Source organism: Geodermatophilus sp. SYSU D00710 (assembly GCF_054050195.1).
This window is the reverse complement of the sequence record NZ_JBJGYX010000036.1, coordinates 19,248-45,204: the sequence shown is the minus strand read 5'-3', so window position 1 is coordinate 45,204 and position 25,957 is coordinate 19,248. Positions and strand designations below refer to the sequence as shown.

Sequence of the window (25,957 nt, the reverse complement as noted above, 5' to 3'; positions counted from 1 at the left end):
GTGGCCGGCCCGCGGGGGGGGGCGGGCGGGGGGGGGGGGGGGGGGGGCAACTGGGGGGGCCGTGTGGGGGGGCCCCCCCCCCCCCCCCCCCCCGGGGCGGGCGCCCCCGCTGCGGTGAGGGAGGACGTCGACCGAGTGCCTCAGGACGTCAGCAGGGAGTCGCAGACGTCGACCAGCCGCTGCCGCAGCGGGGCGGCGCGGTGGGCGAACCCGCGCTGCGCCGCCACGTACTCCGCCTTGCCCTCGGGCGTCTCGATCCGCACCGGTGCGTACCCGCGGTCGGCGAGGTCGTACGGCGAGGCCTGCATGTCGAGCTCGCGCACCTCGACGGCGAGCGCGAAGCAGTCGGCCACCAGCTCCCCGGGCACCGCGGGGGAGAGCTTGTACGCCCACTTGTAGAGGTCCCTGCACATGCACAACGCATACAACTGACAAAATGGCGGGCAGAACGGGGGAGGTGGGGGACCTTTCAGCCCTCGAAAGCTTGCCCATCCCCGCCCCTGACAGCACGGTCAGCATGGCCCTCGACCTTGCCGGGTGTCCGTGGTGCCGGCGTCGTCCTCGGCCACCCGAGAGGCCAGAGGGTGGGGGTGTGACCCCTTCGACCCCTCGATTCGGACCGCCTCGTGATAGCAGCAGGGGAACTGCCACGGTTACAAGATCGATGGGCGGACCTGACGCTAGCGCATCAGGCGGGTTGATCTGCGGCTTCGCTGCCGAGATCAGCGACGCAAGGAGGTGGAACTTGCCGCCGCGCGGCCACCGCGGATCCACTCGGCGCGGACCACGGTAGGCGAGGCTAGAGGGCCTTAGCCTTGCGCCTAGTAGGGGGCCTTTACGCGCGAGACAGGTGTAAGGCCATAGAACAGCTCGGCGACGACAAGCTCGAAGACGGCTTGGGGGCATCTACGCCTCGGAGCGCCTTACCGTTAAGTCCGAGCGAGACCAGTCCACTGCCGCAGAGGTCCTACTCGTAGGGCTAGATGTCGGCCAGCGTCTTGATGGTGCCGGCCGACATCAACGGCTAGCTGACTCGCCGCCGCAGCCAGTAGACGGCCTCGGACCGGCCTCCAGGGCGGACGTACGTTTCCGTCCCCACCAGATGCCACCCCTCGGCCCCGTAGCGGTTCATTACCCGAAGGAGGTCGCGCGGACCGAAATACTTCGCGACGTCCTCGGCATGGCTGTCGGCCGTGTGGACGTACAGCCACTGCTCAGGCGGCAGGTCCCCCGCCTCGTCCACCGCCTGAAGTGCCATGTGCTCCCATTGCTCTTCAGCCATGCGGTCAACCTAAGCAGGCGGCCATGCCAACGGTTGCCGCCTGCAGTTGCTACCTCCACCACAAGTAGAGGGCCTTACGGGCTACCCGCTCAGGGCCGTCCGGGCTGGTCCGCCACCGGACGGTGAGTATTTGATCTCGCCCATACCTACCCATAGGCAGCCTTTCGACGGCGTGATCGCCGGGGTGCACGACCTCTGCAGCGTTGACGTGCTGACGCTGTCCGCTCGCGGACTGAAGATCGACTTTGACATCGCGTGCGACCCTCTCGCCCCTGTTGGTCAGGTTGGCATCGCCGGCCACGGCGGCGGCCGTAAACTGCCACCTCACGGCGCGTTCCTCCTCGGCCTCCTGCTCGCGACGCTCTGCCCGCTCGGCAACGGCCGCTGACCGGTCAGCGGCCGTTGCCGATGTCTCGGCCGCCTTTGTGGCGCGGCGGCTGTAGATGAGGGCGACGCCGGAGGCGATCAAGGCCAGCCCGGCGAGGACGACGGCGATCCAGTCTGTCACGTTGCCGAGATAAGCACGAAGTTGTGGCGACTTGGCGCGCAGCGCTACCGCGCCGCGACATGCTGTCAACCCGCGCAGTACCGGCTTGGCGCCAGCTGCGGTGGCCCGTAGCCCCAGGAGGGCACCCTGCGTCGCGCCAGTTGCGCCGGTCGAGCCGGTGACGTGCATCCCCCGAGCCACTCAACCTCCTGGGAGTCCCCAAGATCACGCTCACCTTCACCGCTGGCGTCGGCGGGCTGCTGCCCGACGCCGACGGCTTGGTGATCGTTTCTCAGTTCCGGAGGCCCGCTCGAATGCCTCCGATGCCGAGCGCGTCGAGGCTCGAGGGCCGCAGTGACGACCGAGCGGCGTCATCCGCACGGACTACGCGCGCGGCGCTGCCCGCGCGTCGCGCCGTCCTGCTGCGAGCAGGTGGGAGGTGCGATGGTCCTACTGCACAGGGATGCCTGGCGAGCTTAACCGGCGCGGGGAGCCCATCTTGGCGCCGTACGTGGCGACGATTAATCACCCCGCGAGCGCGTAGAGTGGACGACTACTCGGCCGGCGCAGGTCCTGACCGACCATCCGCCGGTCAGCTCAGGCAGCAATCTACACACCAGCCTGGACTCCGGCGTAGCTATGGATATGGCACGGTGAGCGGACATGAGTATTGGAAGAAGTGCCGTCACGCAGGCGACCGCTGCAGTATTTGTAGGTGGTACGCGTAAAGGCTCGGCGGTCCTGGTGGACAGGCGCCACCTCATCACCGCCCGACATGTCCTTGCCCAACGAGTCAACTCCAGCGATGGCAAGCAACCTGCCGAGCGCATCGAAGTTGCATTTCCCGCCACTGGGAGCTCATCAGCGACTCGAGTGCCCGCGTCGGTCATCGACCTTGATGGTGACCAGACGGTCGAAGCGGACTTTGCGGTCCTGGACCTCGGAGAGAATCCACCTCAATGGTTGCCGTCACCCGTGGAGATTTGGCCTAGTGCGCGGCTGCCAGATCTTGTGGAGGCTTTCGGTTTTCCGCGCAGCGAGCAGCGCCTAAATGGCTGGTGGCGCAAATTTAGAGTCGCTGGTCCCACTGCCGGCGGCACAGTGCAGCTTGACTGGGCAGGCGAAGGTGGATCCCTTCCGGGGTTCTCCGGCGGGCCAGTCATAGATGCGGAAACTTTCAGGGTCATTGGCATCGTTGTAGAGGGGTCAGAGACAGCACGATTTGATCGGATTCTGCCGGCTTGGGCCATTGGTGAGGTTTGGCCTGAGCTGCCTCGGCCACGTAAGCCAGATACTTGGCCTGCGTGTTCGCAAGGTGACTGCATCGGTATCAAGTGGCCCAATCATGCGTTCTGCCTTGCTCACCTCTCAAGGTTTGAACGAAGTTCGGCGCTTGATGGGCTAAGTTCGGGAGCGGACGTCGACTGCCGGGGAGTGACCTTCACGGCGGACCTATTACAGGAGCTCTTAGATGCACTTAGAGATCCCGAGAGCGGTCGGTCGCGTTTCGGTAGGGCTCTCTTCGTTCAGTCACACTTCGAGCAATCGGCTTCCTTCAGCAATTCCAAGATCCCGGATCCGTCATACCGCCGCCCACAGACCTCCGCAGGCAACGCGGCGACAGCCCACCTGCCAAGCCGGGGAGCGCCGGTCGGTGAGGTGCTCGGTCCGCAGTTCGATGGCGAGGTTTCCTTCAGCCTCGCAATCTTCAGCGACGGCATGTCGTTCGCTGACGCCGTCTTCTGTAGGGGAGCTCTGTTTGACGGCACTCTTTTCTCGGGGCGGGCCGACTTCGAACGCAGCTGTTTCCGCGGGAGGGCTTCGTTCCCCCACGCCGTTTTTGACGGCGACGTCTCGTTCGAGGACAGCGACTTCGCCGAGAATGCGCTGTTTGAGCACGTACGATTCGGTGGTCAGCTGGCATTCTCCGATGTCAAGGTTCATGGTGATACGAGCTTCGCAAGAGCTGTAATCAGTGGAGCTGCGAGCTTCGGCGGCAGTACTTTCGAACACAGCCTGACATTGGATGACGCCATAATCGGCGAACACAGCGAACTGGGACCATGTGAGACGGCGGCGCTCACGTTCAACCGGGCACGAATCGGTGATGGAGTGCTACTCAACTGTCGCGCATCGAAGATTGAGGCGAGACAGGTGTATTGCCCGAAGGAGCTCAACCTTCAGCTCAACGGAGGTGTGTACGTTGACGCCGCCGCAATGCAGTCTGCAGGATTCACTTTCGTTTACCGTGATGGCCTTCTGACGCTAACTGATGCTGTGTTCGAGTCGCCAGCCACTATCGCAGCTCCTGCTGTCAGTGGTGGCGGCGCTGCAGGGCCGGGCACACAGTGGTTATCCGCCCCCAAGTTGTTGGGCCTGGATCGCGTTGAGGCTGCCAATCTGACTCTAGTCGGCCTGGATTTGCGGAGCTGCCGGGTCCTCGACTGCTACAAGCGAGACCAGCTCCGTATTGACGGACCGCCACACTTCGCTGAGGCGGTAGGTCGACTTCAAACCCGACGGCAGGTGCTAGCGGACGAGCATCTGTGGCGAGCAAAGTACAGTAAGCGACCGGAGGATTGGTTTCCGTCGCAGTGCCGCCTGCCAGGCGAGGACGTTCCTTCTAATGTGCCCAAGCACAGAAATGAGCGGGAGGCTCGCCTCCATGCTGCTCGAATTCAGACGGCGTACCGGGACCTACGCAAAGGTCGAGAAGATGCAAAGGATGAGCCAGGCGCCGCGGACTTCTATTACGGTGAGATGGAGATGCGGCGATTCGCTAGTGCGCCACGTAGCGTCGAGCGGGTTCTCCTAACTATTTACTGGGCGATCGGCGGATACGGGCTCCGGGCCACTAGGGCTCTAGCTACGCTGCTGTTAGTGATTGCGCTTGGCGTCGTCGGATTTGCGACCGTTGGTTTCGCTCCGACTCCAAGGATCGAGTATCATCCCATATCGCAGAGTGCAGCCGAGCCGCCAATTTACCGACAGGTCTCCGTTCCAGCCGCCCGGCCAGGCTGGCGAACGGCCCTTGACTACAGCGTCGATAGCGCAACATCCTTGCTTCGGGCCGGCCTGCCTCGACCCCTCACCGGAGTCGGTCGAGTCATTGAGATAGCCCTGCGGCTCTTGGGCCCGCTTCTGCTTGGCCTCGCAGTCCTTGCTCTCCGAGGGCGCTTGAAGCGCTAACGCTTCGAAGTTGTAGCGACTGGGTGTCCGCGGGCGATGTGTGCCGGTGAGTGTCTTCCGAGAGGTTGCCGCGCAGGCTGGGGATTTGCACCTGGTCGATTAAGGGCTCCGTCCCGTGATAGCAGCCCGGATTGCACCACAGTTCCAGGGGCGTTAGGACCCGGGTATGACAGCGCCCCCGGACGGCGTTGTCCGGGCGGTTGCGCCGGGTTAGGCCTGCGTGGTGCTCCTCCGCCTGCGTTAGCGCGGCGACCGCCTCGGCGTGCGCCTGTTCCGCAGCCTCGCGGTCCCGGTGGGCAGCCTCGTACGCGGCGGCAGTGGTGATGGTCGTGGTCTTGCGGGTGGTGGTCACGGGGACCGGTTTCCTGTTCTGCTCCGCCTGATGGTGGAGCTGTTGACGGCATGCCCGAGGTGGCCCCCGGAGGGGGCCTGTTCGGGTCATGGGTGTGTGTTCGCCGGGTGGCCCTCGGGACGAGGGCGCGGACAGTTCCCTGCACTCCTTGTCTCCTAGATCGCCGTTGCCCCTAAAAGACTTAGAGAGGGTTGATGCATAAGCGCAGGTCAAAGGCTTGTAACCATGCACTGAGTGACAACGCAGCTAGCACTGAGTGGCCGCTATCGCCCCGAAATCGTGCAGTGAGTGCAAACTGCTTCAGACTGCAACGGGGCGTCGGTGGCGTTTCGCCCGCCGGTCCGTGTGGTGCTCCCGGCAGGGGACATGCTCGGTTCCCACCCCCCGCCCGCCGGTGATGGCGTGTCCGGGGACGACGAGGCAGCGCGCCCTCGACCCCTCGACCAGCCACCCGTACCGCACGGCGGTCTTGATGGCGCGGGAGACGTCGCTGCTGGTCGGCTCGCGGAGGACGCCGTCCCGATCCACGCTGGTCAACGTCAGGCGCACTTCACCCGGCCCGAACGTCGCATGTCCGTTCCCGAGGTGGTGGCCGAAGGCCAGGCATGCCACGCGCAGCCACAGGGGCAGACCAGGGTTGCCCGCCTTCTCCGCCCACGCGTGCTGGTAGTGGCGCGCCCAGGACTGCTGGGCGGTCACGCGTTCGCCTCCTGTCCCGCGACGTCGGACACCCGCACCCGAGGGGCGCAGGCCAGATCGACCAGCGCGCGCGAGGGCACTTCGGTCCGGGCGAGGATGGTCCACCGCTCCCCCCGGCGTTCCAGGGTGAGGTGCAGGTGCTCCCCGGCGGTGATCGCCACCCGGGTCCCGTTCGGCATGGCCTCCCACTCCTCCAGCGAGGGCGTGGACCACTCCGGGACGGTCGCCCACGTCCGCGTACGGACAGGGCGGGACACGGGTGCCGGCTTGCTCCGCACCACCCGTCGGCGGAAGCGCGAGGCGTCCGGGACGGGGGACGTTGTCGTGGTCGGGGCGCTCACGCGGACACCCCCAGCAGCCCGTAGAACGTGCCCACCCGGGCGGGGCAGCCGAGGACACGGACCAGCGCTGTGGGCTTGCCTCTGCGGGCGCTCACGCGCCCACGCGGGTACTTCCGCCACGCCGGGTGAGACGTCTCCTCGGGGAAGGTGGCGACCAGGGGCCCGCACGCCTCGCATGGCGGGTGCGGCGCACTCGACCAGCCCAGGGCGTGGCCCCACGCGGCGGCGGCGGCGCATGGATCGCACAGGCCGGCGCGGCGGGCGTACGCGTCCCGGCGGCGGTCCCACGCGATGGCCTGTCCCATCGTCTCGGGGCGCTCGGCGCGGGTCAGGTGGTCCGGGTCCGTCAGGATGAACGGGTGGACCGGGGTAGGTGTCAGCTCGGACACGGGTAGTGGCTCCTCGTGCTCTCGCGGACCCCCGGAGGGGTCCGGCGTTGTCAGGGATGACCCCCGACGGCGCACGCGGACAGGGCTACGCGTCGTGATGAGGACACAGCTCCGCCCGCACAGCGACCGCCGGGTCAGTCGTGAGACCGACGCAGGGTCGTGGTGCCGATGGCGGGCGGGTCCGGGTCCTCGGCTTGCTCCCGGGCGCTCGCAAGCCCGTCCCTCGGTTCACTCGGGGACGGCGCTCGCGTCGTGGTGCCGTTAGCAACAAGTGTGCACGGGCGGGCGACCGTATGTCAAGTTTCAGACACGTCCTGTAGTGCCCTCGTGGTGCGACAGGTCTTGTGTTACGCCTCGACGGAGGCCAGGCCGGACGCGTGACGAGGGGTCAGGCGGAGGTGCTGAGGCAGGAAGTGCCGCACGCCTCGGCCACGGGGCAGTAGCTCCACGCGCTCGTACACGGCGGCGATGAGGGTCCGCAGCTCGTCCACGGACATGGGGGCGTTCTCCGGGTCGGGGGTGGTGGGGTCCATCGCCAGGAACGACATGACCACGGCACTGTCGGGGGTCACGGTGCCCGCCAGGTCGCTGGCAGCGTTCACCCGCGCCAGCTCCTCCTCGACTTTGGTCAGACGCGCCCGCAGGCGGTCCGTCGCTGCCCGAAACTGCGCCCGGTCCATCGCCCCGTCGGCGTAGTCCTCGGCAATGCCGTCCAGGCGGGACTGCAGGGTCGACTCTTCCACTCGCAGCTCGCGGGACGCCTCGTCACCCTGCCGACGGAGGGTCTGCCACTCCTCGCGGGACCGGGGGTTATCCAGCTCGCGCGCCAGGAACGTCGTCACGGCGGCATCAGCCTCGACCACGGGAGTAGACACGCACGAGGACGTCCGGCAGACGTACACCGCGTACGCGCCCTCCTGGCCAGCACGCCCACCACGGCGGCCGACCTTGACGGGACCCCCGCACTTCCCGCAGGTGGCGACGCCGGTCAGCAGATTGCGCGGGGCAGCGCCCCCGCCCCCGGTCCGGCGCTCAGGATTGGTCAGGTGGCGCACGGCGGCACGGTAGGTGTCCTCCGAGACGATGCCGTTCCACGCCGCTGCCCCCACCTCCTCGCCGTCGTACACACGGATGCCGGCGTTCCGGGCGTTCAGCAGGACCGGGCGGAGGGTGGTCGCCGTCCATGCCCCACCACGGCAGGTGGTGTGCCCGGCGTCGTTGAGCTGGCGCGCCAGCGAGGGCAGGGACGCGCCGGTCAGCAGGTCGCCGTACACCCGCGCCAGCGCGGTGGCCTCCTCGGCACGGTGCGTGCCGTCCATCTCGAAACCGAACGGACGAGAGGACCACCATGCCCGCCCGTGCTCGGCACGCTGACGGGACGCGAGCTGCTGACGGAGCCCCTTCTGCTCACCCTCGTACTCCGCCCACGCAGTGATGGTCCGTGCGACCGCGCGGCCGGCGGGGGTGCTCAGGTTCAGGTCTCCCGCCTCGACCGTGTAGACGTTGACGTCCAGGTCGATGACCCGCTGAAGCTCCCGGGACAGGCGCACGAGGCGGTCCGTGTGCCACACCACGATGGCCTCGGGGGAGGAGGCCAGCAGCGCCTCGAATGCGGGGCGCTTGCGCCCCGTGGTGGCGCTGACGTCGTTGTCCACGTACACCTCGCGGACGTCCATGCCCAGCTCGGCGCACTTCGCGCGGCACGCCTTCTCCTGCCGGTCCACGCCCAGCGCTTCCCCGGTCTTGTCCAGGGACATGCGGACGTAGATCGACGCGCGAACTGGGCCGGTGCGGGCGGTCTTACGGGAGGTGCGGCGAGCGGGCATAGGTGCATGCTATCTCAACGCACAGTTATCTCTAGGCGTAGACTTACGTCTACCAGGCATGGAACTGGCTGCCCTGCCGCACGGTGGGACGAGGGTTCACCCTCAGCGGCCGACTCAGGGACACCCCCTCGTGCGCCACCGGGCGGCGGGCCCACGGAGTGAGGCGGCTCTCGGGCTTTCCGCTCACCGTGTCGGAGCCTCTCCCCGCGAAGGGGCTAACCGGGTCCCCCATGGGGTCCACGGCACAGATAACGGCCCCCGGTCAGCTACTCAGCGACGACCGGCCCTGGTTCCCTGAGATCCCTGAAAATCGTGCCCGCCGAGACCTGTAGTTCCTCCGCTATCCAGCGGTGAGTCATGCCACGGGCTCAAAGCTCCTTCGCCTGGGCCTGACGCGCCGTGATGCTCGGCCGGGGCGCGACAGGCGCGACGGGGGGCCGCTCATAGAGGCGGTGGCCCAGCTCCTTTAGGTCCCGGCACACCGTGGCGAGGGAGACCTGCAGCGCCTGCGCGATCTGGCGTTGAGTCAGGCCGCGCGCTCGCAACTCCTGCACGCGGGCCTGACGGGCCTGCACATGCGGCGGGGTTTCGGCCGTCTCATCGCCCGGCCTCTCGATCGGCGAGGCGGCCTGCAGTCGCTGCGCTACCGCGACGAGGTCGTCGAACGAGCAGTCGGCGAAGTACTCCGAGCCGCCGAGAAGGCGACCCAGGCGCCGGCCGGCGGCGATCAGCTCCGCCTCGTTCTCGCGATAGTTCAGGTGGAGGTCGGAGAGCCACCACCGCGTCATGGTCCCGCCGAACCGGGCCACGTCCCGCTCGTGGAATGAGGCTCGGGCCTGCGGGGTGTTGGTCTCGCCGACCTTCACCACGCCCAACGAGAACTCGATGACGTAGAGGTACCCGGCGGGGTCGAGGGCGCGCTTGCGGTGAGGCCACTGGGACCAGTGCGGTGTCACGCTCAAATTGCGTCTCCTGCTGCATCAGGGACGGCGGCCGGGGCGCCCAGCCGCCGCAGCTTCTTTGCAGCCATCGAAGCATCGCAGCGGGCCTGTCCCATAGGCCGCCTTCAGGGCGGCTGCTCGACGCGGTGCTGCATACGGCCGGCCTCGATACTTAGGAGGCTGGCGCAGACCTCCGTCAGCCTCCTGCGTAGATCGACGGCTCGACCCGTGAGGACACGCTGACGTTCGACATAGATCGCTCGGCCGTCTGGCGTCTCGATCGGAACGGGAGCCAAGCCGTATGCGGAGACGTCGTAGGGCGACGCCTGCATGTCGAAGGTTCGCAGCTCTCCGGCGAGTTCGAAGCAGTCCAACGCGAGGTCCCCTGGGACAGCCGGCCCCAGCTTCATCGCCCACATGTGGCAGTCCATCGCAGCATGGAGGCAGCCGGGTTGCTCTAGGTCTCGCTAAGACGTCCGGGTCGGCTGTGCGCGGTTGAGGACTGCCGCGGAGGGGGTGAAAAACCGGAAGGCGTCGAAGTGTGTTCAGCGGATGCGATATCCCTCAACAACCGCGTCCGTACCGACCTGTCCCAGCCGCAGGGGGAGGGCGTGTCGGTGTCCGTTCTGGCGGTAAACCATCGCCCACTCGTGAAGGCCAAAGCATCCCAACTGCGCCGGTCGGGATGCCGTGGCGCTCAGCAGGTCGTGGATGAAGTGCACCGTCCTCGCTCTGTCCCGCATGAAGGCGTGGACGTCTAAGCTCACTGCACCGTCGGCTTGGGTGGAGTACCAGCGCCATGCTGCGTGCGGTTGAGGCTCACTACCCGCTGGCACTAGCGGGACGCCGACGCCGGGATGTCAGCGGCGCAACAGGGATGGGCGCGTGTTGGAGTACTCGAACAGGAAGTCCTCCACTGCATGGCACTCCCGGTCGCCTTTCGTACACGGCGGCGCGCCGTCAGGCCGTCGGCGCTGCGCGCATGTCCTTTTGCCATCTCGCTCCAGTCGGGAGCGGACAGGGACTGGGCCAGATGCATGCCGACTTTATGTAGAGGCCCTCCAGCCTTGGGCTTATAGCTGCCGCGCAGGATGACATGCTGGTGCTCCGGCAGAAACTCCTGCCGTAGCGGCCCACTATCGGACCGCAGAGAAGTGCGTGCAGTAAGTGGCCACTGGAAAGGTTAACACCATGGGCAGCAACCTGCGGCCACTTCTTCTCCTGGACGTCGACGGAGTGGTCAATGCCATCAGTCAGTCCGGCGATCGGTCAGTATGGGGAGACTGGCATTCAGGTGTCGCAAGGGCCGGTGATGAGGACTGGCCCATCCTCTTCAGCGGGACCGTGCGGGCAGCCGTCCAACGCTGGCACAACCAAAGGCTTGCTGAAATCCGTTGGCTCGCAGATTGGGGGGATGATGCTAACGGCGAACTGCGCGAGTTGCTCGACTTGCCGGAGTTTGAGGTCGTCAAGCGACCCGTCGAGTTGGACGAGGATCGCCTGAGGCGGTCAGTGGGAGCTGATTTCGGCCGCCCCGCCGTCGGACGGTGGTGGAAGTTTGACGCCGTGCTGGAGTTCGTCGTCAGACGACCTGATCGACCAATTGTGTGGCTTGATGACGATCTCCGATTCGAGCTGGGCGTTCAACGATGGATGCGTGAGCACACCAAGAGCCTCCTCATCGCGCCATCGTTACATCTCGGTTTGAGTCCGCGCCAGCTGCGCATCATCGAGGAGTTCTTGCTGGAGTCCAAGCTTTCGGAATCGGAGTGAGTGAGCCGGCATGTAATGGCTCCCTCCTACCGCCCTAGAACAGTTTGTAGCGATCGCTTTATCGACCCTCCTGGCTTTAGCTCTCGCTCGAGCCGCAGCAAGTAATCGGCTGCTGCCCTCTTGCCTCTCTGCTCTGCCCGATCCTTTCGCGTGCGCGCGCCAATAGAGGCGAGACCCACAGCCACCCCCACACCGACGCCTATCGTCGGACTTACGGTCGCTCCGAGTGCTCCACCGGCCGCCAGTGCCGGGAGGCTGGTTTGGACAGTAAGCGTGGCAAGTGTCGTGTCCAACCCCGAGGCCCGGAGCGCTCGATCCAATTCTCGCCTCGGAGAAGCGAAATATTTGGCCACAATTTCCTTGGCGTACTTGCTAAGTATAGCTTCGTCAACGCTGGTACCAAGGGCCTCCAGGTCACTCACGGCGGTCCCTACAGTGGCTTGGAAAGCAAACAACTCATCGGCATGCCTCTGTCTGAAGGCGATGATTTGGCTGACGGGGACATTGGAAAGGTCCTTTGGTATTGCCAGGTCGAGTGCCAAATAGGCCACTAAGCTGGCCCGGTCCCCTACAGGTCCGTGAGGGTCGCGTGAACGGGTGACGAATTGCGAGCTTAGGAGGATGTTGGCGACGTCCTCGGTGGACCAACCGCCCACGGCAACATGCGCCAATGGTTGATCGGTGACAGGACTCAACGAATTCATCCGAGAAAGTTCATCGGCCAGCACGCACATGTAAATGCCGGCGAGGCGTTGATCTACACCGATCCACTGGCTTGGATCGGAATCCGAACGCATGGAGTGACGCCTAGAAGCGCGGTCGTACTCCGCACCTCCGACGGCCATACCCAAGTCGATCAGGTTGGCTCGTAGCTCTCCTGACATCTTCTCGGCGTAAATGTAGCCCAACTCCTGATCGCGTTGAGGGCCGTGCTGCTGTCCACCAACCCATGAATCTCCCTCCGGTCGACGGACAGCGAGACTTTGAGCTAGTTGCGGACCATGTTGATGGAGCAACTGGGTGAACAGGAGAGCGGTCTGCTGAGCTGCCGCTCCGGGGCGCAGATCCCGAATAAAGTCGAGATCGTCTCGTAGCATCTCGACAGTTGCGGAGTCCCTGGTCGGATATCCGGTTGGGACTATACGGGCCATAGCCGGCCAGTAGAGGACGGCCATCTTCATCCACGTATCGTCACGGAAGTGGATGTAGGGATAATAGAGCCCTGCCTTAGTCAACATCGATGTCCAATCCACTGACCTTTGCTGTGCGCTGCCAGGCGACCACCGTCAACTACCCGCGCGGAGCGACGAGCAGACCCCAATGAGCCTGCCGCGTAGCTCAACGGCTCGGCCTGTAAGAGCACGCTGGCGTCGCACATAGGCAGCTCTGCCGTGCGGTGTCTCTATTGAAATGGGCGTCAAGCCGTAAGAGGAGAGATCGTACGGCGACGCCTGCATGTCGAGCGTGCGTAGCTGCCTAGCGAGCTCGAAGCAGTCCAACGCGAGGTCCCCAGGGACAGCCGGCCCGAGCTTTATGGCCCACTTGTGGCAGTCCATCGCAGCATGAAGGCAACCTGGTTGCTCCACGTCGGGCTGGGAGTCGCGGGTCAGCTGCACGCGGTTGAGTGGCGCGGCGCGCGGGGTGAAGAATCGGAACGCATCGAAGTGTGTGCAGCGGATCTGATGCCCCTCGACAACGGTGTCCGTCCCGGCCTGCCCCAAGCGCAGGGGAAGGGGGTGGCGGTGTTCCTCCTGGCGGTACGCCATCGCCCACTCGTGCAGGCCGAAGCAGCCCGTGAACGCCGGTCGCGCCGCTGTGGCCGTGAGAAGTCGGTGGATGAACCGAACGGTGTCGCCCCGGTCGGCCAGGAAGGCGGCGACGTCCAGGGTCACACTTCCGTCGGGCCCGGTCCGATACCACCGCCACCCTGCATGAGGCGCTGGGCCGTCGGTTGTCGGCGCCAGAACGACGCCAGCGCCGGGATGCCAGCGACGCAGCAGTGAAGGTCGAGTGGCGTAGTACGTGAAGAGGAAATCCTCGACGGCGTGCCGCTCGCCGAGCGCCGAGCGGGAACGGTGCTCTGCGGTCAGTCCGTCAGCGCGATCCGCATGCCGGGTGGACAACTCCGTCCATACAGGCACTGGTAGCCGCTGTCCCTCTAGGTGCATGCCGACTCAATGCAGAGGTCCATCGTCGCGTGCAGGCAGCCCGGCTGCTCCATCGCGACCTGCGTCTCCCGCGTCGGCCGCAGCCGGTTGAGCCCGACCGCCGACGGCGTGAAGAACCGGTAGGCGTCGACGTGGCTGCACCGGATCGCGTGCGACTCGACGACGGCGTCGGTGCCCGCCCGGCCCAGCCGCAGCGGCACGGCGTGCCGGCGCTCGTCGGCGCGGTGGACCATCGCCCACTCGTGCAGGCCGAAGCAGCCGGTCTGCGGCGGCCGCGACGCGGTGGCCGCCAGCAGGTCCCGCACGAACCGCACGGTGCGCTCGCGGCCGGCGAGGTACGCGGCGACGTCGAGGGACACCGTCCCGTCGTCGCCGGTGGCGTACCAGCGCCAGGCGGCGTGCGGAGCCGGGCCGTCGGCCGACGGCGCCAGCGCGACGCCCGGGCCCGGGTGCCAGCGGCGCAGCCGGTTCGGCGTCTCGGAGTAGTAGGTGAACAGGAAGTCGAGCACCGGGTGGCTCTCGCCGCGGCGGCGGCGCTCGCGGTGCGGCCCGGTCCAGCGCTCGACCCGGGCGTCGTGGGCCGCCGCGCGCGCCGTCCACTCCTCGGCGGGCAGCAGGACGGCGACGTCGGGCACCGGACCAGCGTAGGTGCCGCCGACGCGCGTCCAGGGCTCCCGCCGGGAGGCCGGCGGTGCCACGCTGGCGTCCCGACGAGGAGGCGATCGCCATGGCCGGCGACGCGCGCACCGTCCGCATGCCCCTGTCGTGCCGGCTGGGGTTCCACGCCTACGTGCAGCGCCATCCCGAGGACGAGCGGCCGCGCGGCCCGGACCACGAGATCTGCCGGCGCTGCGGCAAGGAGCACGACATCCAGAACACCGTCTTCCCGCCCGGAGGTGCCCCTGGCTAGCCGACGGCGCCCTCGGCGGAGGTCAGCCGGTGCAGCCGCAGCGCCAGCTGCACCTCCAGCGCCCGCTCGGGTGCCGACCAGTCGCGGCCGAGCAGCCGGCCGACCCGGTCCAGCCGCTGGGTGACGGTGTTGACGTGCACGCCCAGCGCCTCGGCCGCCCGCGCGGGTGAGCCGCCGGTGTCCGACCACGCCCGCAGGGTGGCGACCAGGTCGGTGCCGCGGCGGGCGTCGTAGTCGAGCACCGGCCCGAGCGTCGCGGTGACGAAGCCCGGGACGTCGCGGCCCTCGCCGACGAGCAGGCCGACGAAGCCCAGCTCCTCGGCGCTCGCGGACCGGCCGCTGCGACCCAGGGCCTCCAGCGTCGAGGCGCAGCGCCCCGCCTCGGCCGCCGCGGGGGCCACCGCGGCCGGGCCCTGCACCGGCCCGGCGCCGCCGGCGGTCACCGGCCGGCCCAGCGCCGCCGCCAGCTCCCGCCGCGCCAGGGCCGCGGCCGGGCCGGCGGGCAGGTCGGGCAGGCACAGGACGACGCGGCCGTCGCGCAGCCCGGCGAGTCCCGCACGGGTGGCCGCCAGGTGCCCGGCGGCGGCCAGCGCCCGCCCGCGGCAGCGCTCCTCGACCCGGACGACGACGACCGACAGCGGCCGGTCCAGGTCCGCGCCCAGCCGCCGCGCCCGCTCACGCAGCCCGTCGGCGTCGCGCAGCGGGACGCCGAGCAGCTCGTCGAGCAGCTCGCCGCGCACCCGCCCCTCGGCCTCGCTGGCGGTGCGCCGGATGAGCAGCAGCAACGCGGTGACCAGCGCGGCCCGCTCGAGGATGCGCTGGTCGGCGTCGGAGAGGTCGCCGGGGCGGTGCAGCACCAGGCCGCCGATCAGCTCGCTGCCGACCGTGACCGCCGCGGTCCACCACTCGCCGTCGCGGACCGTCCGCCCGGTGGAGCGGGCCAGCGCCAGCGCCCCGGCGGGGTCGGGCGGCAGCGCGTCGTCCCCGTCGGCCGCCGGGGAGGGCCGGCCCTCCTCGTCGAGGACGGTGATCCGCCCGCCCAGGGCCTCCGTCACGGCCGCGGCGACGTCGTCCACCCCGCCGCCGCGCAGGACCAGGTCGATGAACCGGTCGTGCGCCCCGGCGGCCCGCTCGACCGACTCGGTGTGCGCCCGCAGTTCCCGGGTGGCCGCGGAGAGCTCCTCCAGCGCCGTCCGGGTCTCCTCGAGCAGCCGGGCGTTGTCGAGCGCGATGGCGGCGTGCGCGGCCAGCGAGCCCAGCAGCGCCACCTCCGAGCGGTCGAAGGTCCGCTCGGTGCGGTCGGCGGCGTAGAGCACGCCGATGACCTGCGACCCGCGGATCAGCGGCACGCCGAGGATGGCGACCAGGCCCTCCTCGCGGACCCCGCCGTCGATCTCGTCGGTGTGGTGGAACCGGGTGTCGGCGGCGTAGCTCGCCGTCCAGTACGACGCCGCCGTCTGGGCCACCAGGCCGCCCAGACCCGCGCCCATCGGCAGCCGCAGCGCCTGGAACCGCGCCGAGACGGTGCCGTCGGTGACCCGCATGTAGGTGTCGCCGCGGGCGTCGTCGTTGAGCGTCAGGTACGAGACGTCGGTGCCCAGCAGCCGGCGGGCGCGGCGGACGATCGCGGTGAGCACCGAGTCGACGCCGCGCAGCGTGGCGAGGTCGCTGGCGGTCTCGAACAGCGCCGACAGCTCCGACTCGCGACGCCGGCGGGCGGCGAAGGCGGCGCGCACCTGCAGGGCGAGCAGCCGCACCCACTCGAGCTCGGCCAGTGTCGCTGCGTCGGCGCCGCCGGCCCGGGCGCGCACCAGCGGACCCTCGTACTCGATCGCGGCGGCGTCGTCGAGGACCAGCTGCAGGTACTCGGCGGCCGCGGAGGGGACGCCGGGCGCGCGGCCGGAGCCGTCGGTGGGCCGCGCGGCACTCCGGGTCACGACCGGCATCCTGCCCGGCCGGACCATCAGTGGGCGGTCCACCCGCCGTCCATGCGCAGGGACGTGCCGGTGACCGACGCGGCCGACGGCGAGCACAGCCAGGCGACGGCGTCGGCGACCTCGGCCGGCTCGATCAGCCGCTTGACCGCCGCCGGGGCCAGCATCACCCGCTCGACCACCTCGTCCTCGGAGATCCCGTGGGTGCGCGCCTGGTCGGCGATCTGCCCCTCCACCAGCGGCGTGCGCACGTAGGCCGGTGCCACGCAGTTGGACGTCACGCCGTGCGGGGCACCCTCCAGCGCGACCACCTTCGACAGCCCCTCCAGGGCGTGCTTGGCCGTGACGTAGGCGGACTTGTACGGCGAGGCGCGGTGGCCGTGCACCGAACTGACGTTGACCACCCGCCCCCAGCCACGGGCGTACATGTGCGGCAGCGCGCCGCGGACCAGCCGGAACGGTGTCTCCACCATCAGCCGCAGGATCGCCGAGAAGACCTCCGGCGGGAACTCGTGCAGCGGGGAGACGTGCTGGAAGCCGGCGTTGTTGACCAGCACGTCGAGGTCGAGGTCGAGGTCGCCGAGGGCACCCAGGTCGGAGAGGTCGACGGCGACCGCGGTGCCGCCCACCGCGCGGGCCACGTCCTCGGCCGCGGCGGCGTCCCGGTCGACGACGACCACCGCGGCACCGGCTTCCGCCAGCCGGGCGGCGACCGCCCGGCCGATGCCCGAGCCGCCGCCGGTCACCATCGCCCGCCGCCCCGCGAGGTCCTCCGTGCCCATGGGAGGACGTTAGGGCCCGCTCACCCCGCCTCCCACGGCGTGCGGGCACACACTCCCCGGCCTCCCCGTGGTTGCCGGCCACACCGGTCGCAGGGTGTCCGGTCCCCGGACGTGGACCGGGGCCACGTGACGGCGGGTTCCTCTCCACCGCCACGTCCCGGTCGCGTCCCGGCCCGCCCCTGACACGTGTCACGGGTCCCCCGTGTGCCGACGGCCCCAGGTCGTGAGAGACGGCACCTGTGCCGGCCCGGACCCGGCGGGAGCGTGGGGACGTGCCCCGCAGGACCGGCCGACCAGCGGCCGGCGGGGCACGAGGAGGAGGCCCCGTGCAGCTCACCCGCCCGGCTCCCGCCCCGGCCGCCATCCCGGACCGAGCGTCCGCGGACGGCCCCGCGCCCGCCGTCGAGGTCACCGACCTGCGCCGCCGCTACGGCGACGTCGAGGCCGTCCGCGGCGTCAGCTTCGAGGTCCACCCCGGCGAGGTGTTCGCCCTGCTCGGCGTCAACGGCGCCGGCAAGACCTCCGCGCTGGAGGTGCTCGAGGGCCTCGCCCCCGCCTCCGGCGGAACCGTCCGCGTCCTCGGTGCCGACCCGGTGACCGATCGCGCCGCCGTCCGCCGCCACCTCGGCGTCCTGCTGCAGTCCAGCGGGCTGCCCGCCGACCTCACCGTGCGCGAGACCGTCGCCCTGTGGGCGGCCACCCTCACCGGCCCGCGCCCGGTCGACGAGGCCCTCGCCCAGGTGGACCTGACCGGCCGGGCCGACCTCCGGGTGCGCAGCCTGTCCGGCGGCGAACGGCGCCGGCTCGACCTCACCCTCGCGCTGCTCGGCTCCCCGCGGGTGGTCGTCCTCGACGAGCCCACCACCGGCCTGGACCCCGAGAGCCGCCGCACGGTGTGGACGCTGGTGCGGCAGCGGGTGGCCGACGGTGCGGCCGTGGTGCTCACCACCCACCACCTCGAGGAGGCCGAGGAGCTCGCCGACCGGATCGCGGTCATGCGGGCCGGCCGGGTCGTCCTGTCCGGCACCGCGGCCGAGATCGCCGCCACCCAGCCGGCCACCGTCCGCTTCACCCTCCCGGCGGGCGCGCCGGCCCTGCCGGCCGTCCCCGGGGCGCGGGTGGTGTCGGAGGCTCCCCGGGTCGAGCTGCACACGCGGGCGCTGCAGCCGGTGCTGACCCGCCTGCTGGCCTGGGCCGACGCGCACGCCCTCGTCCTCGGCGGACTGCAGGCCCGCGCCGCGTCGCTGGAGCAGGCCTTCCTCGCCGTCGCCGACGGCGCCGACCCGTCCTGACCCCGTCCTGGCCCCGTCCTGGCCCCCGGAGGAACCCGTGATGACCACCCTGACCGTCCCGGTCGCCACCCCGTCGAGCCTGCAGCGGGTCCGCGCCCTCGCCGGCGCCGAGACGCGGCTGCTGCTGCGCAACCGCACCGCCGTCGTCAACTCGGTGCTGCTGCCGCTGGCCCTCGTCGCCGGCGTGCCCGTCGCCGGGCTCGGCGGGGACGGCCCGCTGGGTCCGCGCCTCGTCGTCACCTCGATCGCCGTGACGCTGGTCTTCCTCACCTACTACAACCTGGTGACCACCTACGTGGCCCGCCGTGAGGACCTGGTGCTCCAGCGGATGCGCAGCGGCGAGCTCACCCCCGTCGAGGTGCTGCTGGGCACCGCCGCCCCGACCCTGCTGGTCACGTTCGTGCAGGTGGCCCTCGTCCTCGCCGGGACCGCCGTCATCGGCGAGTGGTCGACGCCGACCGACGTCGTGCTGCCGCTGCTGGCCCTGCTGGGCGGGGCGGCTCTGATGACGCTTCTGGCCGCGGCGAGCACGTCGTTCACCCGCACCGCCGAGAGCGCGCAGATCACCACCCTGCCGGTGATGCTGCTGGCCTCGCTCACCTCGGGCGTGACCGTGCCGCTGACGGCCTTCCCGGAGCAGGTCGCGCACGTGCTGCGGCTGACCCCGGTCGAGCCCGTCGTCGAGCTGGCCCGGCTCGGCCTGGTCGGGCAGACCTGGGACGGCCGGGCGGTCGACTGGGCCGGTGCCTGGGCCGCTGCGCCGCAGCCGCTGCTCGTGCTCGCCGCGTGGACAGCCCTCGCCGCCCTGGTCGCACCCCGCGTCTTCCGGTGGGCCCCGCGCCGGTGAGCAGTGCATCCCCCGGCGGTCGGTACGGCAGCATGGGCGCCGTGCCGACCGTCGCGCGCTGGTGGCGGGACCGCTCGGACCCGCAGCGTCTGGACCTCTACACGCGCTCGTCGTTCTACGGCTGGCTGGGGATGACGCCGCTGCTCGCGCTGCTCGTCGCCGGTTCCGTCGAGGACCCGGCCCCCGGGCCAGGGGTCGCCGCGTTCATCGGCGGGTCGGTCGCCGTCGCGGTCACCACACTCCTCCTGGCGCGGGCCTGGCTCGCCGCGCACCGGGAGGACCGCCCGCCCGCGCGCGGGCCGCTGGTCGCCGCCGCGCTCGCCGGCCTGGTGACGGCGGCGCTGGGCGTGCTGGCGTTCGCCGGACAGGAGGACCGCACGCCGGCCCTGTCCTGGGGGATGGCGATGCCGCTGGCGATGGTGCTCACCGCGGTGACGCCGGTGTGGCCCACCCGCACGCTCGCGCGGTGGGGCTCCGGCATCGGCGGGGCGACGGCGATCGTCGTGCTCGCCTCGGGGGTCCCGGTCGCGACGGCCGCCGTCCTCGCCGTCGTCCTCGGCGCCGCGGTGACCGGGCTGGCCCTGGCCTTCCGGTTCTCGGTGTGGGTGCTCGACGTCGTCGTCGAGATGGAGCGCAGCCGGTCCGTGCAGGCGCAACTCGCCGTCGCCGAGGAGCGGCTGCGCTTCGCCCGCGACCTGCACGACGTCATGGGCCGCAACCTCTCGGTGATCGCGGTGAAGAGCCACCTGGCCACCGAGCTGGTGCGCCGCGGGAGGGACGGCGCCGTCGAGGAGCTCGCCGACATCAGCCGGGTCGCGGAGGAGTCGCTGCGGGAGGTGCGCGACGTCGTCCGCGGGTACCGCAGCAGCGACCTCCCCGGGGAGCTGGCCGGCGCCCGGTCGGTGCTGCGCGCGGCCGGGGTGGACGTCACGGTGTGCGGTGAGGACGACGCCGTGGCGCTGCCCGGGCCGGTGCAGACAGCGCTGGGCTGGGTGGTGCGCGAGGCGGTGACCAACGTGCTGCGCCACAGCCGGGCGACCCGGTGCACGGTGGAGCTGTCCGCGGACGGCGGCACCGCGGCGCTGCGGGTGTCCAACGACGGCGTCCCCGTGGCCGCGGACGCCTGGGGCTCCGGCCTGACAGGCCTGGCCGAGCGGCTGGCGGCCACCGGCGGGCGGTTGGCGGCGGGCCGGGACGGTGACCGGTTCGTCCTGACGGCCACGGTCCCGGTCGGGGTGCGCGTGTGATCCGGGTGCTGCTCGCCGACGACGAGAACCTCATCCGCTCGGCGCTGGCCGCGCTGCTCGCGCTGGAGGACGACCTCGAGGTCGTCGCCCAGGCCGCCTCCGGCAACGAGGCGCTGGCGATGGCGCGGCGGCACACCCCCGACGTCGCCGTCCTCGACCTGCAGATGCCCGATCTCGACGGCATCTCCGTGGCCGCGCAGCTGGGGTCGCTGGTGCCCGGGTGTGCGGTGGTCATCGTCACCGGGCACGGCCGCGCCGGGCACCTCAAGCGCGCCCTCGAGGCCGGGGTGCGCGGGTTCCTGCCGAAGACGGTCAGCGCGCCGGTACTCACCGACGTCGTCCGGACCGTCGTCCGCGGCGGCCGCTACGTGGACCCGGAACTCGCCGCCGAGGCGATCAGCGCCGGGGACAGCCCGCTCACGCCCCGCGAGGCCGACGTCCTGGAACTGGCCGCCGGGGGCGCGCCGGTCGAGGAGATCGCCGCCCGCGCGCACCTGTCACCGGGGACGGTGCGCAACCACCTGTCCTCGGCCGCGGGCAAGCTCGGCGCGTCCAACCGGCACGCGGCCGTGGAGATCGCCCGCCGCCACGGCTGGATCTGACGCGGCGGCTAACCCGCCTGGTTGCCGCCGCGCACCACCGAGTCGTCGCGCTGGGCGTCCTCGTCGGTGGTCAGGGTGACGTCGCGCTCGCCGCCGTCGGACCGGTCCTGGCCCGGGACGCCGTCGACCATGTTGGTGTCGGTCGGCCCGTCCGTGGTGTCGGGGGACTCGCCGTAGCCGCTGTCGTCGGTCTGGCTCATCAGTCGGTGCCTCCTCCGGCGCGGGGGGTGGGGCCCGGGACCTCGCCGGACGGACCGGCGCCCCGGGCGCGGGCGACGTCGCCGTCGGCGCGGGCCGGCAGGTCGTCACCCGAGGCCGCGTCCCGCTCGATCGCCTCGTCGGCGGTGAGGGGGACGTCCTCGAAGCCGGACCCGGTACTGCTGTTGTCGCCGGTGCCCGACGCGGTCGGGATGTCCTGCTGGATGCGGTCACTGCCCTGCGGGTCGGTCATGGTGCCTCCGCTCCGACGACGCCGTCCCCGGGGCCATGCCCGCCGTCGTCCCCCTGAAACGGGGCGCCGCACGGCGACGGCCGTCGTCCCGGATCGGGACGACGGCCGTCGGCAGGTGCGATTCGGGCGTGCACGTCCGCGGAAGCGCACGGACCTCAGAACGCGACCTCAGAAGGCGGCCTCGGGGACCTCCATCAGCGCGTTGTCGGTGGCCTCGACGATCGCCCGCTCGCCCGCCAGGCGCGGCAGCACCTGGGTTGCGAAGAACCGGGTGGCGGCGAGCTTGCCCTCGTAGAACAGGCGGTCCTTCTCGCCCACCTCGCCGGCCAGGGCGGCCAGCGCCACCTCGGACTGGCGGACCAGCAGCCACCCGGTGACCAGGTCGCCGACGGCGAGCAGCAGCCGGGTGGTGTTCTGGCCCACCCTGTACAGGCTGGTCATGTCCTCCTGGGCGCCGCTGAGCTGCCCGAACATCGCCGTGAGCATCGCCTGGACCTCGCCGAGGGCGGTCGCCAGGTGCGCCCGCTCCTCCTTGAGCCGGCCGTTGCCGGCCTCCGCGTCGATCGTGGCCTGGATCTGGCCGGCCAGCCAGGTCAGCGCGACCCCGCCGTCCTTGACGATCTTGCGGAAGAAGAAGTCCTGGCCCTGGATCGCCGTGGTGCCCTCGTAGAGGGTGTCGATCTTGGAGTCGCGGATGTACTGCTCGATCGGGTAGTCCTGCAGGTAGCCCGAGCCGCCCAGGCACTGCAGCGACTCGCTGGTGAGCAGCTCGGTGGCGCGCTCCGAGCCGAAGCCCTTGACCACCGGCAGCAGCAGGTCGTTGACGCGGGCGGCGAGCCGGGCCTGCTCGCTGTCGGCGGTGCCGGCGGCCTCGGCCTCGGTGACCTGGTCGCGGAAGGTGGCGGTGTAGAGGTAGAGCGCCCGCATCCCCTCGGCGTAGGCCTTCTGCAGCATGAGCGAGCGGCGCACGTCGGGGTGGTGGGTGATGGTGACCCGCGGGGCGTCCTTCGACGTCGCGGTGAGGTCGGCGCCCTGCACGCGGTTGCGCGCGTAGTCCAGGGCCACCTGGTAGCCCGCCGACAGCGTGGCGATGGCCTTCGTGCCCACGAACATCCGGGCGTGCTCGATGACCTTGAACATCTGCGCGATGCCGTCGTGCACGTCGCCGACCAGCCAGCCCCGCGCCGGCACCGGGCCGTCGCCGAAGGTCAGCTCGCAGGTCGTGGAGACCTTCAGGCCCATCTTCTTCTCGACGTTGGTGACGTACACGCCGTTGCGCTCGCCGAGGGCGCCGGTCTCGAGGTCGACGTGGAACTTGGGGACGACGAACAGCGACAGGCCCTTGGTGCCCGGCTTCGCGCCCTCGGGACGGGCCAGCACCAGGTGGACGATGTTGTCGGACAGGTCGTGCTCGGCGGAGGTGATGAACCGCTTCACGCCGGTGAGGTGCCACGAGCCGTCGGGCTGCCGGACCGCCTTCGTGCGGCCGGCGCCCACGTCGGAGCCGGCGTCGGGCTCGGTGAGCACCATGGTGGCGCCCCAGCGGTGCTCGATCATGAGCTCGGCGAGCCGCTTCTGGTCGGCGTTGCCCAGTTCGTGCAGGACGGCGGCGAAGGCGGCCCACGCGCCGTACATGAAGACGGCGGGGTTGGCGCCGAGCACCATCTCGAACGCGCCCCAGGTCAGCGCGTGCGGTGCACCGAAGCCGCCGAGCTCCTCGGGCAGGTCCAGGCGGTACCACTCGCCGTCCTCGATGGCCCGCACCGACGCCTTGAAGCTCTCGGGCAGGGTCACCGAGTGGGTGGCCGGGTCGAACACCGGCGGGTTGCGGTCGGCGTCGGCGAAGCTGTCGGCGATCGGGCCCTCGGCCAGCCGGCGGATCTCGACGAGCACGCCGCGCGCGGTCTCGGCGTCCATCTGCTCGAACGGGCCGGTGCCGAAGCGGTCCTTGGTGTCGAGGAACTCGAACAGGTTGAACTCGAGGTCCCGCAGGTTCGCGGTGTAGTGGCTCATGACGGTCTGGCTCCGTTGCTCCCGTGCCGATGGGCGACGAGCGCTTGCTACTCGTCGGTAACCAACGTTATTACCGGTCGGTAACCAGGAGCAAGGGAGCGGCCCGGGACCCGCTCGCAGGGGTCAGGGGCGAGCGGTCCCGGGCCGTCGGGATGGTGCCGGGTGCGGCCCGGCGCGGGTCAGCGGTTGCGGCGCCGGGCGGCGAGGACCGAGGCGGCCAGCAGGCCGATCAGGGCACCGAGGCCGGCCGCGATGAGCAGCGCCACCACGAGGGGCGCGCGGACGTCGGTGAAGACCAGGCTGATCGGCACCGTCTCGCCGTTGAACACGATGAACAGCACGAGGATCACCGTGACGGCGATCAGCAGGGCCAGCGCCAGGCCCCGGCCCAGCGTGCGGCCGGCCGACCGGGCGCGCGACGGCGTCCGGGCGGGCGGAGTCGCGGGCTGGCCGGTGCCGGGGGTGGACGCCGGGGTGCCCGTCGCGTACGGGTTGGTGCCGGTGGCGAAGGGGTCGGTGCCCGGCGCGGAGGGCCGGGGCTCGGCAGGCGATCCGGGAGCGGTCACGCTCCCGATCTTGTCCGCGCGAGGGCGTGCTCAAACCGCCGCGGGACCCGGCGCCCGGGCGCCCGTCAGTCGCGGCGGTGGGCCGCCGGCTCGGTCTCCGCCGGCGGGTAGGACGGGCCGGCGGCGCCGTCGGCCGGGCCGGTGCTCTCGGGCCCGTCGGAGTCAGGTGCCGGCGGGCCGGACGTGCTGCTGCCGAGGGGCCCGACCGAGCGCGGGGACTCCGGCTCGGGCATCTTCTGCTCGCGCGTGCTCACCGGTCCGAGTCTGGGGCCGGGGGAGCGGGGCGGCGACCGGAGGCGGTCACTCCGCCAGCGCCGGGCCGGCCTCGTGGGCGGGGTGTCCCTGGGTCCGCTCGCGCTGCTTCATGCGGGCCTCGAAGACGTGCCGGTCGCCTCCGGCGAGCTCGTCCCGGGCGCGCTCGTCGAAGGCGCGGAAGACCGACCAGTAGTTCGCGTCGTAGTCCTCGACGACCTGGAACGTCCACCGGTCGGCGATGACGTTGCGGCCGACCAGGTCGCGCTCGAGGTCGTCGGCGAGCTCGGTGTGCCCGGCCTTGCGGAACAGTTCGACGGCGTCCTGCAGGAGCAGGTCGGCCTTCCCCGAGTGCTGGTGGAACCCGTAGAGCTGGCCACGGGCCTGCTCGATCGTCTCGAGGGCCTCGGAGAGCTTGCCCAGACCCTCGACGGTCGTGTCGTCCAGGTCGGGGCGGCTGCGGTCGACGGTCACCGGCCCATCCTGCGGTCCCGGAACCGCCGCCGCCCGGCGAGCCGCCCGCAGGGACCGCTCAGGCGGCCGCGGACCGGGCGACGGCGATGTCCACCAGCCGCTCGGCCAGGTCACGGCCGTGCGCGGCCGGGCCGTCGGGGCCCAGCAGCCCGCCCGACAGGTACATCCCGTCGATGATCAGGTGCACCTGCGCGGCGAGGTCCTCACCGCTGCCGGGGGCGACCTCCTCGGCCAGCCGCTCCAGCCGGGCGTGCAGCTCGAACTTGTAGTCGGCGGCGGCGCTGCGCGCGGGGTGCTCCGGGTCGTCGTACTCGCTGCTGACGTTGGTGAACGGGCAGCCGCGGAAGCCGGCCCGGGTGACGTCGGCCTCGACGGACCCGACGACGGCCAGCAGCGCGGCGCGGGGGTCGGGCTCGGACCCGATGATCGCGTCGATCTGGCCGAGCTCCGTGGCGGCCTTGCGGGCCAGGTAGGCGCCGACGAGCTCGTCCTTGCTCCTGAACAGCCGGTACACGGTCATCTTGCCCAGGCCGGTCTCCCGCACGAGCTCGTCCATGCCGACGCTGCGCGAGCTGCGGGTGGCGAACAACCGCTCCGCGGTGTCCAGGACGATCGACTCCCGCTCGGCGCGGCTGCGGCGGACCGGGCCGGGGGCGTCGGTGTCGGCGAGGGAGAGGGCGGCGGCGGTCACGACGGCGATGCTGCCGCCTCCCGTGACGGATCAGTTCGCGGCACGCCGGATCACCGGCACGACTGCTGGCTCCTGGGTGCCGAGAGGCGAACGCGCAGTTCGGGACGCCGGTGGACGGTGGGACCGCTGTGACTGGGCACCGGCCCGATCGCCGTCCTCCCTCACCGCCGGGCGTCCTCCCCCACGTCCCACCGTGAGGGAGGACGCGCCACGATCAGGTCACCTGATCCCGGACGGACGCGGCGGACCGGTCCGTCCCGTCGTCAGGAGCCGGGGGTGTCCGCGCCGGCACCGCCGGCGTCGCCCCCCTCCGCGGGGTCCTCGGCGCGGGGCGTGCGGCCGTCGTCGGTCTGCGGGTCGCCGGGGTCGCCCTCCGCGCGCTCGGGCGTGCGCGGCGGCCGTTCGGGCTCGGTCACGTCGTCCTCCTCGGGTCCGGCACTCGGTCGACG

At 70.8% G+C, this 25,957-nt stretch carries 28 protein-coding genes and 1 pseudogene; 8 read left to right on the top strand and 21 right to left on the bottom strand.

From position 1 onward, the window contains the following. Nucleotides 1-140 precede the first annotated feature (140 nt). From ACI78U_RS16380 to ACI78U_RS16370, 3 genes are all read right to left on the bottom strand, one after another. Nucleotides 141-413 carry a hypothetical protein gene (locus ACI78U_RS16380; protein WP_456876397.1) on the bottom strand — a complete coding sequence of 91 codons (273 nt, stop codon included), beginning with the start codon at nt 411-413 and terminating at the stop codon, nt 141-143. Between the two features lie 611 nt (nt 414-1,024). Next, nucleotides 1,025-1,282, bottom strand: coding sequence for a hypothetical protein (locus ACI78U_RS16375; protein ID WP_456876396.1), 258 nt, complete (start codon nt 1,280-1,282; stop codon nt 1,025-1,027). A 49-nt stretch (nt 1,283-1,331) separates the two neighbouring features. Further along, the gene (locus ACI78U_RS16370; protein ID WP_456876395.1) at nt 1,332-1,790 is read right to left on the bottom strand and encodes a hypothetical protein; all 459 of its coding nucleotides are present in this window, start codon (nt 1,788-1,790) and stop codon (nt 1,332-1,334) included. Between the two features lie 642 nt (nt 1,791-2,432). On the opposite strand from ACI78U_RS16370, the pseudogene ACI78U_RS16365 reads away from it, so the two are divergent. Together ACI78U_RS16365 and ACI78U_RS16360 are read left to right on the top strand one after the other, a co-directional pair. Further along, a pseudogene (locus ACI78U_RS16365) lies at nt 2,433-2,951 on the top strand (S1 family peptidase); the annotation flags it as partial. Nucleotides 2,952-3,203: 252 nt separating this feature from the next. Beyond that, a complete protein-coding gene (locus ACI78U_RS16360; RefSeq protein ID WP_456876400.1) occupies nt 3,204-4,958 on the top strand; it encodes a pentapeptide repeat-containing protein in 1,755 nt (584 codons plus the stop codon). A 652-nt stretch (nt 4,959-5,610) separates the two neighbouring features. On the opposite strand, the gene ACI78U_RS16355 is transcribed toward ACI78U_RS16360, so the two are convergent. The 6 genes from ACI78U_RS16355 to ACI78U_RS16330 all read right to left on the bottom strand — a co-directional run bounded on the left by ACI78U_RS16355 (nt 5,611) and on the right by ACI78U_RS16330 (nt 9,925). Next, nucleotides 5,611-6,009 (bottom strand): hypothetical protein, encoded by a 399-nt coding sequence (locus ACI78U_RS16355; protein ID WP_456876394.1) that lies wholly within the window; start codon nt 6,007-6,009, stop codon nt 5,611-5,613. Beyond that, nucleotides 6,006-6,188 (bottom strand): hypothetical protein, encoded by a 183-nt coding sequence (locus ACI78U_RS16350; RefSeq protein WP_456876393.1) that lies wholly within the window; start codon nt 6,186-6,188, stop codon nt 6,006-6,008. The genes ACI78U_RS16355 and ACI78U_RS16350 overlap by 4 nt, the downstream gene beginning before the upstream one ends. Before the next feature lie 158 nt (nt 6,189-6,346). After that, a complete protein-coding gene (locus tag ACI78U_RS16345) occupies nt 6,347-6,739 on the bottom strand; it encodes a hypothetical protein (protein WP_456876392.1) in 393 nt (130 codons plus the stop codon). A 347-nt stretch (nt 6,740-7,086) separates the two neighbouring features. Next, nucleotides 7,087-8,565, bottom strand: a complete 1,479-nt coding sequence (locus tag ACI78U_RS16340) for a recombinase family protein (protein WP_456876391.1) — start codon at nt 8,563-8,565, stop codon at nt 7,087-7,089. Between the two features lie 368 nt (nt 8,566-8,933). Continuing rightward, entirely contained in the window at nt 8,934-9,527 is a 594-nt protein-coding gene (locus tag ACI78U_RS16335; protein WP_456876390.1) for a hypothetical protein, read from the bottom strand. Nucleotides 9,528-9,631: 104 nt separating this feature from the next. Next, a complete protein-coding gene (locus ACI78U_RS16330) occupies nt 9,632-9,925 on the bottom strand; it encodes a hypothetical protein (RefSeq protein WP_456876389.1) in 294 nt (97 codons plus the stop codon). A gap of 772 nt (nt 9,926-10,697) precedes the next feature. Here ACI78U_RS16330 and ACI78U_RS16325 point away from each other — a divergent pair. After that, the gene (locus tag ACI78U_RS16325) at nt 10,698-11,279 is read left to right on the top strand and encodes a hypothetical protein (RefSeq protein WP_456876388.1); all 582 of its coding nucleotides are present in this window, start codon (nt 10,698-10,700) and stop codon (nt 11,277-11,279) included. A 26-nt stretch (nt 11,280-11,305) separates the two neighbouring features. On the opposite strand, the gene ACI78U_RS16320 is transcribed toward ACI78U_RS16325, so the two are convergent. Continuing rightward, nucleotides 11,306-12,163 carry a DUF6236 family protein gene (locus ACI78U_RS16320; RefSeq protein ID WP_456876399.1) on the bottom strand — a complete coding sequence of 286 codons (858 nt, stop codon included), beginning with the start codon at nt 12,161-12,163 and terminating at the stop codon, nt 11,306-11,308. Nucleotides 12,164-13,437: 1,274 nt separating this feature from the next. Next, the gene (locus ACI78U_RS16315) at nt 13,438-14,082 is read right to left on the bottom strand and encodes a 3-methyladenine DNA glycosylase (RefSeq protein WP_456876387.1); all 645 of its coding nucleotides are present in this window, start codon (nt 14,080-14,082) and stop codon (nt 13,438-13,440) included. A gap of 56 nt (nt 14,083-14,138) precedes the next feature. Here ACI78U_RS16315 and ACI78U_RS16310 point away from each other — a divergent pair, with 56 nt between their 5' ends. After that, entirely contained in the window at nt 14,139-14,357 is a 219-nt protein-coding gene (locus tag ACI78U_RS16310; protein ID WP_456876386.1) for a hypothetical protein, read from the top strand. Here ACI78U_RS16310 and ACI78U_RS16305 read toward each other — a convergent pair. Together ACI78U_RS16305 and ACI78U_RS16300 are read right to left on the bottom strand one after the other, a co-directional pair. After that, on the bottom strand, nt 14,354-16,303 hold the full coding sequence (locus ACI78U_RS16305; RefSeq protein WP_456876398.1) for a helix-turn-helix domain-containing protein: 1,950 nt from the start codon (nt 16,301-16,303) through the stop codon (nt 14,354-14,356). The genes ACI78U_RS16310 and ACI78U_RS16305 overlap by 4 nt on opposite strands. Nucleotides 16,304-16,320: 17 nt before the next feature. Further along, a complete protein-coding gene (locus ACI78U_RS16300) occupies nt 16,321-17,073 on the bottom strand; it encodes a 3-hydroxybutyrate dehydrogenase (protein ID WP_456876385.1) in 753 nt (250 codons plus the stop codon). Nucleotides 17,074-17,399: 326 nt separating this feature from the next. Here ACI78U_RS16300 and ACI78U_RS16295 point away from each other — a divergent pair, with 326 nt between their 5' ends. Genes ACI78U_RS16295 through ACI78U_RS16280 form a run of 4 tightly spaced genes read left to right on the top strand, consistent with a single transcriptional unit; the run spans nt 17,400 to nt 21,061 of the window. Continuing rightward, nucleotides 17,400-18,365 (top strand): ABC transporter ATP-binding protein, encoded by a 966-nt coding sequence (locus ACI78U_RS16295; protein WP_456876384.1) that lies wholly within the window; start codon nt 17,400-17,402, stop codon nt 18,363-18,365. A gap of 40 nt (nt 18,366-18,405) precedes the next feature. Then, the gene (locus ACI78U_RS16290) at nt 18,406-19,212 is read left to right on the top strand and encodes an ABC transporter permease (RefSeq protein WP_456876383.1); all 807 of its coding nucleotides are present in this window, start codon (nt 18,406-18,408) and stop codon (nt 19,210-19,212) included. 41 nt (nt 19,213-19,253) lie between these two features. Continuing rightward, nucleotides 19,254-20,459, top strand: coding sequence for a sensor histidine kinase (locus ACI78U_RS16285; RefSeq protein WP_456876382.1), 1,206 nt, complete (start codon nt 19,254-19,256; stop codon nt 20,457-20,459). Further along, nucleotides 20,456-21,061, top strand: a complete 606-nt coding sequence (locus tag ACI78U_RS16280; RefSeq protein ID WP_456876381.1) for a response regulator — start codon at nt 20,456-20,458, stop codon at nt 21,059-21,061. Before ACI78U_RS16285 ends, ACI78U_RS16280 begins: the two co-directional genes overlap by 4 nt. An 8-nt stretch (nt 21,062-21,069) precedes the next feature. On the opposite strand, the gene ACI78U_RS16275 is transcribed toward ACI78U_RS16280, so the two are convergent. From ACI78U_RS16275 to ACI78U_RS16240, 8 genes are all read right to left on the bottom strand, one after another. Next, nucleotides 21,070-21,261, bottom strand: coding sequence for a hypothetical protein (locus ACI78U_RS16275; RefSeq protein WP_456876380.1), 192 nt, complete (start codon nt 21,259-21,261; stop codon nt 21,070-21,072). Next, a complete protein-coding gene (locus ACI78U_RS16270) occupies nt 21,261-21,512 on the bottom strand; it encodes a hypothetical protein (protein ID WP_456876379.1) in 252 nt (83 codons plus the stop codon). Before ACI78U_RS16270 ends, ACI78U_RS16275 begins: the two co-directional genes overlap by 1 nt. 168 nt (nt 21,513-21,680) lie before the next feature. Next, nucleotides 21,681-23,525 carry an acyl-CoA dehydrogenase gene (locus ACI78U_RS16265; RefSeq protein WP_456876378.1) on the bottom strand — a complete coding sequence of 615 codons (1,845 nt, stop codon included), beginning with the start codon at nt 23,523-23,525 and terminating at the stop codon, nt 21,681-21,683. A 179-nt stretch (nt 23,526-23,704) separates the two neighbouring features. Further along, nucleotides 23,705-24,091, bottom strand: coding sequence for a LapA family protein (locus tag ACI78U_RS16260; protein ID WP_456876377.1), 387 nt, complete (start codon nt 24,089-24,091; stop codon nt 23,705-23,707). A 65-nt stretch (nt 24,092-24,156) separates the two neighbouring features. Then, nucleotides 24,157-24,345 carry a hypothetical protein gene (locus tag ACI78U_RS16255; protein ID WP_456876376.1) on the bottom strand — a complete coding sequence of 63 codons (189 nt, stop codon included), beginning with the start codon at nt 24,343-24,345 and terminating at the stop codon, nt 24,157-24,159. A gap of 46 nt (nt 24,346-24,391) precedes the next feature. Continuing rightward, complete coding sequence (locus ACI78U_RS16250) at nt 24,392-24,817, bottom strand: hypothetical protein (RefSeq protein WP_456876375.1); 426 nt, start codon at nt 24,815-24,817, stop codon at nt 24,392-24,394. Between the two features lie 58 nt (nt 24,818-24,875). Then, on the bottom strand, nt 24,876-25,508 hold the full coding sequence (locus ACI78U_RS16245) for a TetR/AcrR family transcriptional regulator (protein WP_456876374.1): 633 nt from the start codon (nt 25,506-25,508) through the stop codon (nt 24,876-24,878). Nucleotides 25,509-25,771: 263 nt separating this feature from the next. Beyond that, nucleotides 25,772-25,924, bottom strand: coding sequence for a hypothetical protein (locus ACI78U_RS16240; protein ID WP_456876373.1), 153 nt, complete (start codon nt 25,922-25,924; stop codon nt 25,772-25,774). Nucleotides 25,925-25,957: the final 33 nt, after the last annotated feature.